This window comes from Rhizobium sp. BK602 (assembly GCF_014195095.1).
Classification (GTDB): Bacteria; Pseudomonadota; Alphaproteobacteria; order Rhizobiales; family Rhizobiaceae; genus Rhizobium.
This window is the reverse complement of the sequence record NZ_JACIBC010000003.1, coordinates 253,183-266,412: the sequence shown is the minus strand read 5'-3', so window position 1 is coordinate 266,412 and position 13,230 is coordinate 253,183. Positions and strand designations below refer to the sequence as shown.

The window sequence follows — 13,230 nt, the reverse complement described above, 5'->3', positions numbered from 1 at the left end:
CGTCCGATGTCGCAACCAGCTTTTACGCAGACCCAACCGGTCAAGCTCACCTCGCCACTCGACTATGCCGACAGTCCTCTTTCGCAGGCGGTAAAGCAGCCGCTGATGCTCGGCCTGTTCCTCAATCTGCAGGATATCAAGGTCACCAATCTGCCGACCAGCAACACGTGGACCTTCGACTACAATGCCAGGATCGTGCAGCAGGGCGAGGCACTGGGTTTCGAGCTTGCCTTCAGCCGTACGCAATGGCTGCCGAAGGGCGGGTATGATGGCGATGCCTCGCTCGATGCTTTCGTGGCGCTTGGCGCCATGGCGGCGATCACCAAGAGGATTTTGCTGATCTCCACCGTCCACGTCCTCTACGGTCCCTGGCATCCGCTGCACTTCGCCAAGTTCGGCGCGACGCTGGATCACATCGCCAAGGGCCGCTGGGGCGTGAATATCGTCACCGGCCACCGCGCCGTCGAGCATGAGATGTTCGGATGGCAGCGTATCGAGCACGACAAGCGCTATGCCATGGCGGCCGAGTTTTTCGACGTGGTGCAGCGTCTATGGGCGGATGACGAAAACTACTCTTACGAGGGCCAACTGTCTCCCTGGAAACTCAACAACGCCTATGTGACGCCGAAGCCGCTCTATGGTCGGCCGGTGCTGGTCAATGCCACCGGCTCGCCGGCGGGCATCGATTTCGCGGCCGGGTACTCCGATATCGTCTTCATCACTTCGCCGGGCGGCGCGCATATCGACTCGGCGCTTGCGACCTTGCCGGCCCATATCGCCAATATTCGTGAGGCCGCGGCCTCGAAAGGGCGCACCGTTCGAACCTTGATCAATCCGCTCATCGTCAGCCGCGATACGGAGCAGGAGACGGCGCGCTATCTCGATGCCATCGTCTCCAATAAGCCGGCGCCAGGCGGGCAACAGTTCGGGCGAGCGACCTATGACAGCGACGCGCATGCCTGGCGCGGCCGTCAGAACAGCGCGAACAAACAGGGCTATGGCCTTGGTGGCAATATCGAAATCATCGGCACGCCGGAGCAGGTGGTGGAGCAACTGCTCGGCCTGAAGACGGCAGGTATCGACGGGATCCAGCTCGGTTTCCACGATTTTCAGGTCGATCTCGAACATTTCGGCGAATGCATCCTGCCGCTGATGAAGCAGGCCGGCTTGAGGCTCTGACGAAAGTGAGGCCGCCAGCGGCATCGTGATGGCGGCGCAAAGGCAGATCGTCGGCGAGGCTTTCCTGCCTTGCCGATCAGATCACGGCAATCGCACCTTACGCCACGGCGTGCGCGTCGAAGGCATCGATATGACGGCGGTCCACCCATTCGGCGATGGAAAAATCCTCGGCGAGGAAACCCCAGTCGCGCAGGAAATCCTTGTAATGTCCGACTGCCTCGACGAGCTCCGGCTGAAGGCCGAGACCGAGATGACGATGGATCTCCGGGCCATTGGCGGCGAGGATCTGCTCTTCGGTGGCGCCGGCCTCGCGCGCGACGAAGCGGCGTGTTTCCTCCGGATGGGCTTCGGCCCAGACGCTCGCCTTGAAGATTGCCTCCAGCAACCGGCGGACGAGATCGGGACGCTCCTCGGCCAGCCGGTCGTCCACCGTCAGCACCCGTGGCGAGCCGGAATTGATGCGGATTTTCGGGTCGGGATGGAATCCGAATTCGGCCACCTGAACAGCGCCGATCAGATTGGCGACATTGATGCCGGCGCTTCCCTTGACGTAGATCGCATCGACCTCGCCACGGGTAAGCGCCATCACCTCCTCGCCGAAGGCCTGTCGGCGCTTCAGGCCGAACAGAGAAGGACCTTCCTGGCTTGCCAGAACGGAATCCGCCAACGCAATCTCGACGATGTCGACATCGGTATGCTTGAGCCCCTCAAGCGACAGCGCCGAAACAAGCCCTTTCAGCGCTGTCGCGCGCATGAAATCGACGATGCCTTCGGGGCGGCGCGGAATGCCGAAACGACGTCCTTTCAGGTCCTTTATGGTTTTGATGCCGGTTCCCGGCAGGGTGATGATCGCCTGGAACTCATCCGTCCAGGTGATCCCGACGAGGCGCGTGCGGCGGCCCTCCGACCGGGCGCGGATCGGCGGCACGTTGCCGCCATGGCGGAACGACCAGTCGAGCGTGTGGTTGAAGTGGCTTTGGCGGATGTTGCGGTCCGGAGAGTCGATGATGGATTTCAGCGTCACGCCATCCTTGCGGAAAGTCTTTTCCAGATAGCCGAGCTGCGCGGCAAGGCCGACCGGCGTGGGAACGGGGCAGCGTGTGTACCAGATTTCGGAAATGGCATTGCCCGTCATGATCGTTCCTTTCAGTTGCGCAGGCCCGCTTGTTTCATCAACGGCAGGACGTCGCTGCCGAAGAATTCAAGATCGTCGCGGAAATCGAAGAAACTGAGCTGAAGGCCGTCGACGCCGGCGGCCTTCAATTGGAGGAATTGATCGACCACCTGTTCCGGCGAACCGATGACGCGGATATTGCCGCCGATGAAGCGATAGGGATCCTCGGCGTCGCGGCCCTTCCAGGCATGCGCGTCGGAATTCAGCGACTGGAAGCCCTGCGGCGAGCGCCGGTCGGCATGCTCGACGATCCTGTCGGCGAGAGCCCAGGCTTCCTTCTCCGTCGGCCGGCAGATGACCATCGGGTTGAGAAGGGTGCGAACGCTGCGCCCGACGCCGATGGCAGAGTCCTTGACCCGCCTGGTATGGGCGGGCAGGGCCTGCAAGGCGCTGTCGATGTCGGCGCCGGTCGGGCTGGTGATGAAGACGATGTCCGAATAGCGGCCGGCAAAGGCGATACCGGCATCGGAACCGGTCGCGTTCACTAGGATCGGCCGGCCGTAATTCGGCTTTGGCGTCACGAAGCCGCCGCCGAGTTTCCAGCTGCTATCGCCCTCATAGGAGAAGTTTTCGGTATCGCTCCAGAGCCGCTGCACGACTTCGAGGAATTCGGCGGCGAGATCATAGCGCTTGTCATGCTCGATGCGCGGCCAGCCGAACATTTCGTGCTCGACGGCGCGGTGGCCGGTGACGACATTGATGCCCCAGCGGCCGCCGGTGATGTGGTCGAGCGTGGCGCCGAACTTGGCGAGATGCAGCGGATGCCAGGGGCCGTAGAGCACATGCAGGGTGGAGATCAGCATGATCCTCTTCGTCAGGCCGGCAAGGGCCGCGATCGACATGAAGCTGTCCAGCGCCTGACCATCGAAGACGCCGCCATATCCGCCTTTCGGCAGCCATTGCGACAGGGCGAAGACCAGATCGAAACCGAGCTCCTCTGCTCTCAGCGTCAGTGCCTTGTTGTAGTCGAAGCGCCAATCGGTTGAGCGTTCCAGTGTCGACTGCGTCCAGCCGCCGGCCTGGATCGGCAGGAAGAGGCCAAGCAGCACCGGCTGTTTGAGTGCCAGGGAGAGTGGGCTTTCGGGAAAATCTGTAGGGGCGGCGAATTTCGGCAGTCCGACGAAGGAGCCCGGTTGATGTTGAATGGACATGGCGTCTTCCTGCTTTCTATCGTCAGGCAGTCGCGACATAGGCATAGGCCAGGCTGCCGGCGATGCCTTCGCCGCCGCGCGTATGGTCGGCGATACGCTTGTTGTAGATGGTGAGTTCAGGCTGGCTGACGATGTCGATCGCCGGCAGGTCCTCCACCAGGATCGCCTGAATTTCCCGCCATTGCGCGCCGCGTTTGCCGGGATCGATCTCGATGGCGGCAGCCTCCAGCAGCGCGTCGACCTTCGGATTGCTGTAGGCCGCGCCGTTGGAGAAGGGCACGCCCGGCTTGAAGTTCCTGCTCCAATAGAGGCGCTGTACGCCCACGGTCGGGTCGAAGAGATTGCTCATGCCCTCGAAGGCGAAATCGAAGTCGCGATCGGTATAGATTCGTTTCGTATAGGTGGCGAAGTCCTGGCTGCGCACGGTGGCATCGACCCCCACCTTGGCAAGCGCCTGGCGTATATACTCGGAGCCACGGCTATAGCTTTCGCCACTTGGCACGTAATCGAGATTGATGCGGGCGCGGATACCGTCTGGCCCGCGCGGGTAGCCAGCCTCGTCCAGCAGCTTTTCCGCCGCCGCAAGATCGATCGGATAGGTCTTCAGGTCAGCCACGTACCATTTCGTCAGGTTGGGATTGATCGGACCGGGGATTGCTTCGCCATAGCCGTAGTTGATCGTGTTCCGGATGACCTTGCGATCGATCACATGCGCGAAAGCCTGGCGGACGCGACGGTCCTTGAAGAAGGGGCGTTCCAGATTGAATTCGATGCGGCTGATGCCATTGGCATATTGATAGCCGCGTGTCTCGAAAGCGATCCCCGGCAGGCTCTTGAAGCGCTCGAGATCGCTCAGCGGAACCGGCGTCGAAGGCGCAAGATCGATCTCGCCGGTCTCGATGGCGATGGATCGAGCCGCCGCGTCGGGGATGAAGCGTACGATTAATTGATCGAGATAAGGCCCTGGCTTATCCCAATAATCCGGGTTCCGCTCGTAGACGATATGGCTGCCGCGTACCCATTCCTTGAACCGGAAGGGGCCGGTTCCGATCGGGGCGAGATTGGTGGGATTGTCCGTGACCTTGGTGCCTTCATAGATATGCCGGGGCACGATCGGCGTTTCGGAAGCGGCAAGCGCCGTGATCAGATAGGGCGCCGGCTTGGAGAGCGTCAGCACGGCGGTCAATGCATCCGGCGTCTCGACCTCGATGAGGTTCAGGAAGGTGTTGCGTCCGCGCGGATGGACGTCCTTGATCGTCTTGATGGAAAAGGCGACGTCGGCGGAAGTGAACGGCTTGCCGTCATGCCACCTCACACCGTCGCGAAGCTTGAAGGTATAGCGCAGGCCATCGTCGCTGACGGACCATTCCTTTGCCAGAAGCGGCTGCGGATTGAGATCGAAATCATAGGTGAGCAGGCCTTCCGTCACCTTCGGCGACACATAGACGGAATTATAGGCGGTGTGCGCGATCGTCGTCAGAACCGGAGGTTCCGCCGATAGCAGCAGGGTTGCGCTGCCGCCCCGTGATGGCTCGGCCGCCAATGCGGGCCGCCCCGCGATCATGGTCGCGCCGATGGCCGCCGAGGCGAGAAGGAAGTTGCGGCGGGTAGCCACCGGGAATGGGGTCATGATCGTCAAACCTTCTTGTCGCGGGCCGGGTTCTCTCGAGCCGCCCCTTGCTGATTTCATTTTCTGTGGAATTTTCTTGCGGTAGAGCTTTTTACCTTCGGAGAAGTCCGTTTCAGCACAATATGCTCAATTTACCCGAATTAATGAATTTTTATCGCAAAAAATTCGCATTTATTGATTAATGTGAGAATTATTTGCTAAATCATATTTGACAAAACACACAGATTTAGTCAACTATTATTGCGATGCAATGAAGCGGCAACGATAGAAGTTGTGAGGTGGAACCCAATGTCAGCCTATGGACGTGTCGTCCGGAGCATCCGGCGAACGGTGATCCAGGCGGTGCCAACGATGCTCGGGATCGTCATCCTCAATTTCTTCCTGCTCAAGCTCGCGCCGGGCGATGCCGCCGATGTCATGGCGGCTGAAGCGGGCTCGGCGACCGTCGAGACGATGGCGGCGCTGCGCGAGCGCTTCGGCCTCGACAATCCCATCCTGGTGCAGCTCGTAGATTACCTCAACAACCTCGCCCATTTCAGCCTCGGATTCTCGCCGCGCTATGGCATGCCGGTGGCGGAGCTGATCGGCCAGCGCCTGCCGGGTACGCTGGTCCTGATGCTGGCGGCGCTGACCATCGCCATCGCTATCGGCCTGCTTCTCGGCTCACTGATGGCGACCTTCGCCGGGCGGATCCCCGATAGGCTGATATCGATCGTATCGCTGCTATTCTATTCCATCCCCGGATTCTGGATCGGCCTGATGCTGATCCTGCTGTTCTCGGTGACGCTCGGCTGGCTGCCGAGCGGCGGCGACAGTACGATCGGCTCGCGGTTGACGGGATTGCCGGCACTTCTCGACCGCGCCCGCTATATGGTCCTGCCGGCCACGTCCCTGTCACTGTTCTATCTGGCGATCTACGCACGGCTGACCCGCGCCTCCATGCTGGAGGTCAAGTCCCAGGATTTCATCCGCACGGCCCGCGCCAAGGGTGTGTCTCCGTTTCTCGTGACGACGCGCCATGTGCTACGCAATGCATTGATCCCGATCACCACCATGGCCGGCATGCATTTCGGCGGCATGCTCGGCGGCGCCGTGGTGGTGGAGACGGTCTATAGCTGGCCGGGGCTCGGGCGTCTGGCTTTCGAAGCCGTCATGGCGCGCGATTTCAGCGTGCTGCTCGGGATTCTGCTTCTCTCCTCCTTCCTCGTCATCGTCGCAAATGCAGCCGTCGATCTCCTGCAAGCCTGGCTCGACCCCAGAATCGGAGCAAGCCGATGAATACGCACATGCTTGGATCCTTTGCCGATGAGCAGCCGATCGAGATCACCGCGATAAAGGCAGAGCCAGAACACGTCGCTCAGCCGCGCGCGGTAGGCCGCTGGACCCATATTCATGCACCCGATGCCCGTATCGCCTCGGTCGGCAAACAACGGTGGCGCGGTGCACGCCGGGAGGTAAAGGTTTTCCTTGCCAATCCCAACGCGCTGTTCGGTTTAGCCTTCCTCGCGGCCGTCGCCTTTGCGGCGCTGCTGGCTCCGGTCTTCTATCCAGGCGACCCGATGGAAATGGTCTCGCGTCCCTTCCTTTGGCCGGGCCAGAACGCCTCTTATCCGCTCGGCACCGATTCCATGGGGCGCGATGTGCTTGCCGGCATCCTGCATGGTGCGCGGATATCGTTGCTGGTCGGCATTACCGCGACCCTGCTCGGGCTTGGCGCGGGGATTACGATCGGCGCGCTTGCCGGCTATTTCGGCGGGCTGGTCGATAATCTGCTCGTCAAGCTCATCGAGATCTTCCAGACGATACCGAGTTTCGTTCTTCTCGTGGTGCTGGTGGCGATCGCGCAGCCGACCACGGCGACCGTCACGGTAGCGATCGCTCTTGTCAGCTGGCCAACGGTCGCACGCCTGACGCGGGCCGAATTCCGCGCTATCCGCGAGAAGGATTACGTGCTTGCCGCCCGCAGCCTCGGCTTCGGGCACGCGCGCATCATCTTCCGCGAAATTCTGCCGAATGCTCTGCCGCCGCTGATCGTCACCTCCTCGGTCATGGTCGCAAGCGCGATCCTGATGGAATCGGCGCTCTCCTTCATGGGGCTCGGCGATCCGAATCAGGTTTCCTGGGGCTCGATGATCGGTGCCGGCCGCGACGTCATCCGTACCGCCTGGTATCTCACCGCCTTGCCCGGCCTTGCCATCGTCTTCACCGTCCTTGCGCTCAACCTGATCGGCGATGGATTGAACGACGCACTCAATCCCCGCTTTTCGGAGGAACGCTGATGCCGGCGCTTCTCGATGTCAGGGATTTCTCCGTCCGCTTTGCTGCCGCGGAGCCCGTAAAGGGCGTCAGCTTCTCCGTGGCGCCGGGCGAGATGCTGGCGATCGTCGGCGAATCCGGTTCGGGCAAATCGCTGACGGCGCTCGGGCTGATGGGCCTGCTGCCGCGTCAGGCGAAAACCGGCGGCCAGATCCTTTTCGATAATCAGGATCTCCTGGCACTGCCGGAAAGGGAATTACGCCGCATTCGCGGCCGGGACATCGCCATGGTCTTCCAGGAGCCGATGACGTCGCTCAATCCGGTGCTGACGATCGGCGACCAGATCGTCGAAGTCCTGCGCATTCACGAAGACCTGAACCGCAAGCAGGCGCGGGCGCGCGCCATCGAGCTGCTCGATCTCGTCAGCATTCCCGATGCCGCCCGCCGCGTCGACGACTATCCGCATCAGCTGTCCGGCGGCATGCGCCAGCGCGTGATGATCGCCATCGCCGTTGCCTGCGACCCGAAGCTCTTGATCGCCGACGAGGCGACGACCGCGCTCGACGTGACCATCCAGGCGCAAGTGCTGCAATTGCTCGACGATCTGCGCAGCAAGCTCAACATGGCGGTCATTCTCATCACCCATGATCTCGGCATCGTCGCCCAATGGGCCGACCGCGTCGTCGTCATGTATGCGGGACGCAAGGTCGAGGAGGGACTGCCGGACGGGGTCTTCGAGACGCCCTACCATCCCTATACGCAGGGCCTGCTCGCCGCCTCGCCGCGGTTGAACGCCGACTACCATTATCGCGACGGGCCGCTGTCCGAAATTCCCGGTTCGGTGGTGTCGGCTGCGGGGGAGAAGGGCTGTTCGTTCCGGCCGCGCTGTCCGCTGGCGCGTGCTTCGTGCGCCTCCTCCGTGCCTCCGCTGCTCGATCTGCCGGCCGGGCGGCAGGTTGCGTGCCCCTTTGGTTCCACATTGACGGAGGCCGCACATGCCGTTGCTATCGGTCGATAGGCTTTCGACGCATTATTCCGCCACGGTCGGGACGGTTCGGGCCGTCGACGATGTTTCGCTGGAGATCGGCGAGGGCGAGACGGTGGCGCTCGTCGGTGAATCTGGCTGTGGCAAGTCCACACTTGGCAAGTCGCTGATGCGGCTCGTCAATCCGTCATCCGGCCGCGTGACTTTCAAGGGGCGCGATGTCTCGGCCATGTCGGCGAAGGAGCTGCGCTCCATCCGCCGCAACATCCAGATGATCTTCCAGGACCCGTTCGCCTCGCTCAATCCGCGCCAGACGATCCGCGCCGTCCTGACCGCGCCGCTTGCGGTTCACGGCGTCGGCGATCGCAGGCGCCGCGATGCGATCGCCGAAGCCATGGTCGAGCATGTCGGACTGCCACCGGATGCGCTCGACCGTTATCCCCACGAGTTTTCCGGCGGCCAGCGCCAGCGTATCGGCATCGCACGCGCCCTGATCCTACAGCCGGAGCTGGTGATCTGCGACGAGCCTGTATCGGCTCTCGATCTCTCCATCCAGGCGCAGATCCTCAATCTCCTCGTCGAGATGAAGACGGAGCTGTCGCTTTCCTATCTGTTCATCTCGCACGATCTTTCCGTCGTCCGGTATTTCGCCGACGGGGTTCTCGTCATGTATCTCGGACGGATCGTCGAGAGTGCGTCGACCTCAGCACTTTGGACCGGCGCCAGGCACCCCTATACGCAGGCTCTGCTCGCCGCCGTGCCCGATCCGTCCCGCCGCAAGCAGGCGGCTCCCATCACCGGTGATCTGCCGAGCCCGCATAATCCACCGTCCGGCTGCCGTTTCCACACGCGCTGTCCGCTCGCCACCGAGATCTGCCGGGTGGACGATCCCGCCTTGCGCCAATTTCAGGGCGGCCATGCCGTCGCCTGTCATCACGCCCAATAGAATGGAGAATGAAATGGTTGACTATCGCTATCTCGGGCGCAGCGCCCTCAAGGTTTCGCCGCTGAGCCTCGGCACGATGATGTTTGGCGGGCCGACGCCGGATGATGTTGCCTTCCGTATCATCGACAAGGCGCGCGAGCAGGGGATCAATTTCATCGACACCGCCGACGTCTACAATGACGGCAAATCCGAGGAGGTTGTCGGTCGGGGCATCAAGGCGCATCGCGATCATTGGGTTCTCGCCACCAAATTCGTGAATTCGCGCGAGAAGGGTCCGAACCTCGGCGGCCATTCCCGCAAATGGGTGATCGAGACCGTCGAGAATTCGCTTCGCCGGCTCAATACGGATTATATCGATATCCTGTATTTCCATCGTGCCGTCTTCGATGCGCCTCTCGAAGAGCCGGTGCGCGCCATTGCCGATCTCATTCGCGCCGGCAAGCTGCGTTATTTCGGCGTCTCGAATTTCCGTGGCTGGCGCATTGCGGAAATCTCGCATCTTGCCGATCAACTCGGCATCGATCGTCCGGTCGCCAGCCAGCCGCTCTACAATATCGTCAACCGCACGGCAGAAGCGGAACAGCTTCCGGCCGCCCATCGCTACGGTCTCGGTGTCGTTTCCTATTCGCCGCTGGCGCGGGGCGTGCTCACGGGCAAATATGCGCCCGGCCAGGCACCGGCGGCCGACACGCGCGCCGGCCGTGGCGACAAACGTATCCTGGAAACCGAATGGCGGCCCGAATCGATAGAACTCGCCAGGGAGATTGCGGCACATGCGGCGCGCAAGCGCATCACTCCGACCGAATTCGCGCTCGCCTGGGTGCTGAACAACAAGCTCATCTCCGCCGCCATTACCGGGCCGAGAACGGAAGAGCATTGGGACAGCTATATCCGCGCGCTCGATGTGACGCTCGACGCCGAGGACGAGGCGCTGGTGGATCGGCTGGTCACGACGGGCCATCCTTCTACGCCCGGCTTCAATGATCCGAGCCACCCCGTCGAAGGCCGGGTGCCGCGCAACAGCGGATCGGTATCCGGCGATGTGGTGCCGCTTGCGCGAGCGGTTGCCTGACGATCTCCGTCAGGGCTCGTTCATCGCGAGCCCTGACTTTCATCCGCCGTCGAGAAAGCCCATCCATGCCAACAATAGCCCCCGTCGCCCTGTCATCTTCCGAAGCCGCATCCGACGCGACCGATCTGGCAACGCTGCTTGCCAGGGTGCCGGAGCTGGCGGCGGAAATCGCCAAGGATGCGGCGAAGCGCGATCTGGAGCGCGAGCTCCCATATCAGGCGTTTCGGCTATTCAAGGAAGCCGGTCTCGGAACGCTTCGCATCCCCGTTGTGCTTGGAGGGCCGGGCGGCTCGGTGGTCGATTATATCGAGATGATCATGGCGATCGGCGCGGCCGATTCCAATGTCGCCCACGCGCTCAGAAGTCATTTCAACTTCACCGAGGGTCTGCTGCTCAACCCGAATACGGCTGTGGATCGCACTCAGCTTGGCCGTGTCCTTTCGGGCAAGCTTTTCGGCGGCGCGCATACGGAGCAGGGTACCAAGCGCCCCGGCGAGGTCACCGCACGACTGAGCAGATCCGGCGAGACCTATCGGCTGAATGGCCGCAAATGGTATGCGACGGGCACGGCCTTTTCCGATTTCGCCTCGTTCAGCGCAAAGAATGATGACGACGAGCTCGTCAGCGTGCTGCTTCCCGTCGATCGCAAGGGGATCAGCATCCTCGATGATTGGGATGGCATGGGGCAGCGGCTGACGGCGAGCGGCGGCGTCCTGCTCGAAGATGTCGAAGTCCTGCCGCACGAGATTTCCAACCGGGGTCTGAACACGCTCGTCGGCCGTCACGCCTCGACGCTGCGGCAATTGCATCTTGCCGCCTCGATGGCGGGTGCGGTGCGCGGCGTTCTTGCGGAGGGCACCGATTATGTGCGCCGGCAGGCGCGCTCGACGGCACATAGCGCCGCCGAAACGGCAAATGCCGATCCCTTCGTGCAGAAGATCCTGGGCGAAATCGCCGCCGGTTCCTTTGCCGTGGACACACTGATCCGCGAAAGCGCGCGGGCACTCGACCGGACCGTTGCCGCCTTCGCCGCAAACGATCCGCAAAAACTGGAAGCGGCTCTCATCGAAAGCGCGTTGACGACGGCTCGCACGCAGGTCGTTACATCGCAACTCGCCCTCGCCGCGGCGACCAATGTCTTCGAACTGGGCGGAGGGTCCGCGACCTCCCGCCACCTCAATCTCGATCGCCACTGGCGCAACATCCGCACGGTCCTCAATCACAACCCGCTGCTGCACAAGGCGCGGGTGATCGGCGACTACTACATCAACGGCACGACGACGCATCTGGAAGAAGGCAAAGTCTTCTGAGCCAGGCCATCGTGACCGGCGCCATTCCGCAAACAGCAAGCACACCGGAAAACCGCATGCATATCGACTATTGCGCCAAACATTCGATTGCCATCATCGGCGGCGGTTTTGCCGGCGCATTGACCGCCCTGAAATTGCTCGACCGCGCCGAAGTGCCGCTTGCGATCACCATTATCGAGCCACGCGAGGAGCTTGGGCGCGGGGTTGCCTACAGTACGACGGAGCCGGTCCATCTCGTAAATGGCCCGGCCGAGATATTCTCGCTTTATCCCGAGGAGCCGGATCATCTGGTGCGCTGGCTGGCCGAGAACGGCGCGGCGAACGGCTGGCAGCCGCCCTCGGACATCGCAGCGAGCAGCCCGCCGCGCTATCTCTATGGAACCTACGTTCGTGACGAGCTGAACCGCGCCGTGCGTGAGGCGCATTCCCTTTCGACGTTTCGCCACGTCCGCTCGGCTGCGGCGAAACTGATCTCCGCACCACACAAGATCAGTATCACCACGACTGACGGAACCATGATCGAGGCCGACGAGGCTGTTCTGGCGCTTGGCGTCTTTCAGGCGGAGCTTCAAAAACAGGAGGCGGCGGTCGCCAGCCATTTCCGTTTTGCCGCAAATCCCTGGGAGCCGGCCGCGCTCGATCGGCTGGTGGATTGCGGTGAGCTTTTGCTGATCGGCTCAAGCCTGTCGATGGTGGACGCAGTTGCTGGCATGGAAGCGCGGGGCTATCGCGGCAAATATCATGTGATTTCGCGGCGCGGCCAGTTCGTGGAAGGCCGAAGGGCGGCGGAGGCGGCCCGCGACTTCCTGGCGGACCGGCCGCTGCCGGCAACGGCCCGCGCATTGCTGTCGGCCGTCAAGGCCGAGCGGCGCGCGATCGCTACCGCCGGAGGAGACTGGCAGGGACTGCCGCTCGCCATCCGCCCCTACGTGCTGCCGCTCTGGCAGGCGGCGAACGACCGGGAACGCCTGCGCTTTGGCCGGCATCTCAGGGCTTTCTGGGACGTTACGGCACATCGATCCGCACCGGAAAGCAATGGCACGCTTCAGAATGTGATTGCGGAAGGCCGCCTTACGCATGGGGCAGCAAGGCTCCTAGGCTTGGTGCGCCGCCGGGATCGTATCGCTGCCACCCTTCGCACGCGAAAGGGTACGGAGGAGCAGCTATTCGACGGCGTTATCGATTGCCGGGGGCACCAATTGCATGACTGGCGCCGCATCCGTGATCCCTTCGTGAAGAGCCTGCTCGATGGCGGCGAAGTACATCCCCACAGCACGGGTTTCGGCATCGATGCCACGCCGGAAGGCGACATCATTTCCGACGAGGGGCGTATCCACCGCAATTTCAGCGCCATCGGTCATCCCCTGCGCGGGGTTGCCTGGGAATCGAGCTCGATCACCGAGCAGCGTGCGCAGGCAATTGCGCTGGCCGAACGAATCCTTGCGAAAATCACCCCGGCCGTCAGCGTCGCTACCACGTTGCGAGCGGATGCCTTGCTGAAACTATTCTCGTAAGGCACTCTGGAGG

11 protein-coding genes are annotated in these 13,230 nt (G+C 62.3%); 8 read left to right on the top strand and 3 right to left on the bottom strand.

Annotation, left to right across the window (positions count from 1 at the left end; all coding sequences use genetic code 11):
* Positions 1–6 precede the first annotated feature (6 nt).
* The gene (locus FHX11_RS11635; RefSeq protein ID WP_184357779.1) at positions 7–1,179 is read left to right on the top strand and encodes an LLM class flavin-dependent oxidoreductase; all 1,173 of its coding nucleotides are present in this window, start codon (positions 7–9) and stop codon (positions 1,177–1,179) included.
* Positions 1,180–1,276: 97 nt separating this feature from the next.
* Here FHX11_RS11635 and FHX11_RS11630 read toward each other — a convergent pair whose 3' ends face one another.
* Genes FHX11_RS11630 through FHX11_RS11620 form a run of 3 tightly spaced genes read right to left on the bottom strand, consistent with a single transcriptional unit; the run spans position 1,277 to position 5,134 of the window.
* Positions 1,277–2,314 carry an ABC transporter substrate-binding protein gene (locus FHX11_RS11630; protein WP_184357778.1) on the bottom strand — a complete coding sequence of 346 codons (1,038 nt, stop codon included), beginning with the start codon at positions 2,312–2,314 and terminating at the stop codon, positions 1,277–1,279.
* Positions 2,315–2,325: 11 nt separating this feature from the next.
* Positions 2,326–3,504 (bottom strand): LLM class flavin-dependent oxidoreductase, encoded by a 1,179-nt coding sequence (locus tag FHX11_RS11625; RefSeq protein ID WP_184357777.1) that lies wholly within the window; start codon positions 3,502–3,504, stop codon positions 2,326–2,328.
* 22 nt (positions 3,505–3,526) lie between these two features.
* Positions 3,527–5,134, bottom strand: a complete 1,608-nt coding sequence (locus FHX11_RS11620) for an ABC transporter substrate-binding protein (protein ID WP_184357776.1) — start codon at positions 5,132–5,134, stop codon at positions 3,527–3,529.
* A 288-nt stretch (positions 5,135–5,422) separates the two neighbouring features.
* Here FHX11_RS11620 and FHX11_RS11615 point away from each other — a divergent pair, with 288 nt between their 5' ends.
* The 7 genes from FHX11_RS11615 (at position 5,423) to FHX11_RS11585 (ending at position 13,217) form a co-directional block, all read left to right on the top strand.
* Complete coding sequence (locus FHX11_RS11615) at positions 5,423–6,412, top strand: ABC transporter permease (protein ID WP_184357775.1); 990 nt, start codon at positions 5,423–5,425, stop codon at positions 6,410–6,412.
* The gene (locus FHX11_RS11610; protein WP_184357774.1) at positions 6,409–7,413 is read left to right on the top strand and encodes an ABC transporter permease; all 1,005 of its coding nucleotides are present in this window, start codon (positions 6,409–6,411) and stop codon (positions 7,411–7,413) included. The genes FHX11_RS11615 and FHX11_RS11610 overlap by 4 nt, the downstream gene beginning before the upstream one ends.
* On the top strand, positions 7,413–8,408 hold the full coding sequence (locus FHX11_RS11605) for an ABC transporter ATP-binding protein (protein WP_184357773.1): 996 nt from the start codon (positions 7,413–7,415) through the stop codon (positions 8,406–8,408). The genes FHX11_RS11610 and FHX11_RS11605 overlap by 1 nt, the downstream gene beginning before the upstream one ends.
* Positions 8,386–9,321 (top strand): oligopeptide/dipeptide ABC transporter ATP-binding protein, encoded by a 936-nt coding sequence (locus tag FHX11_RS11600; protein WP_184357772.1) that lies wholly within the window; start codon positions 8,386–8,388, stop codon positions 9,319–9,321. The genes FHX11_RS11605 and FHX11_RS11600 overlap by 23 nt, the downstream gene beginning before the upstream one ends.
* A 13-nt stretch (positions 9,322–9,334) precedes the next feature.
* On the top strand, positions 9,335–10,393 hold the full coding sequence (locus FHX11_RS11595) for an aldo/keto reductase (protein WP_184357771.1): 1,059 nt from the start codon (positions 9,335–9,337) through the stop codon (positions 10,391–10,393).
* A gap of 65 nt (positions 10,394–10,458) precedes the next feature.
* On the top strand, positions 10,459–11,703 hold the full coding sequence (locus FHX11_RS11590; protein WP_184357770.1) for an acyl-CoA dehydrogenase family protein: 1,245 nt from the start codon (positions 10,459–10,461) through the stop codon (positions 11,701–11,703).
* 56 nt (positions 11,704–11,759) lie between these two features.
* The gene (locus tag FHX11_RS11585; RefSeq protein ID WP_184357769.1) at positions 11,760–13,217 is read left to right on the top strand and encodes an FAD/NAD(P)-binding protein; all 1,458 of its coding nucleotides are present in this window, start codon (positions 11,760–11,762) and stop codon (positions 13,215–13,217) included.
* Positions 13,218–13,230 lie beyond the last annotated feature (13 nt).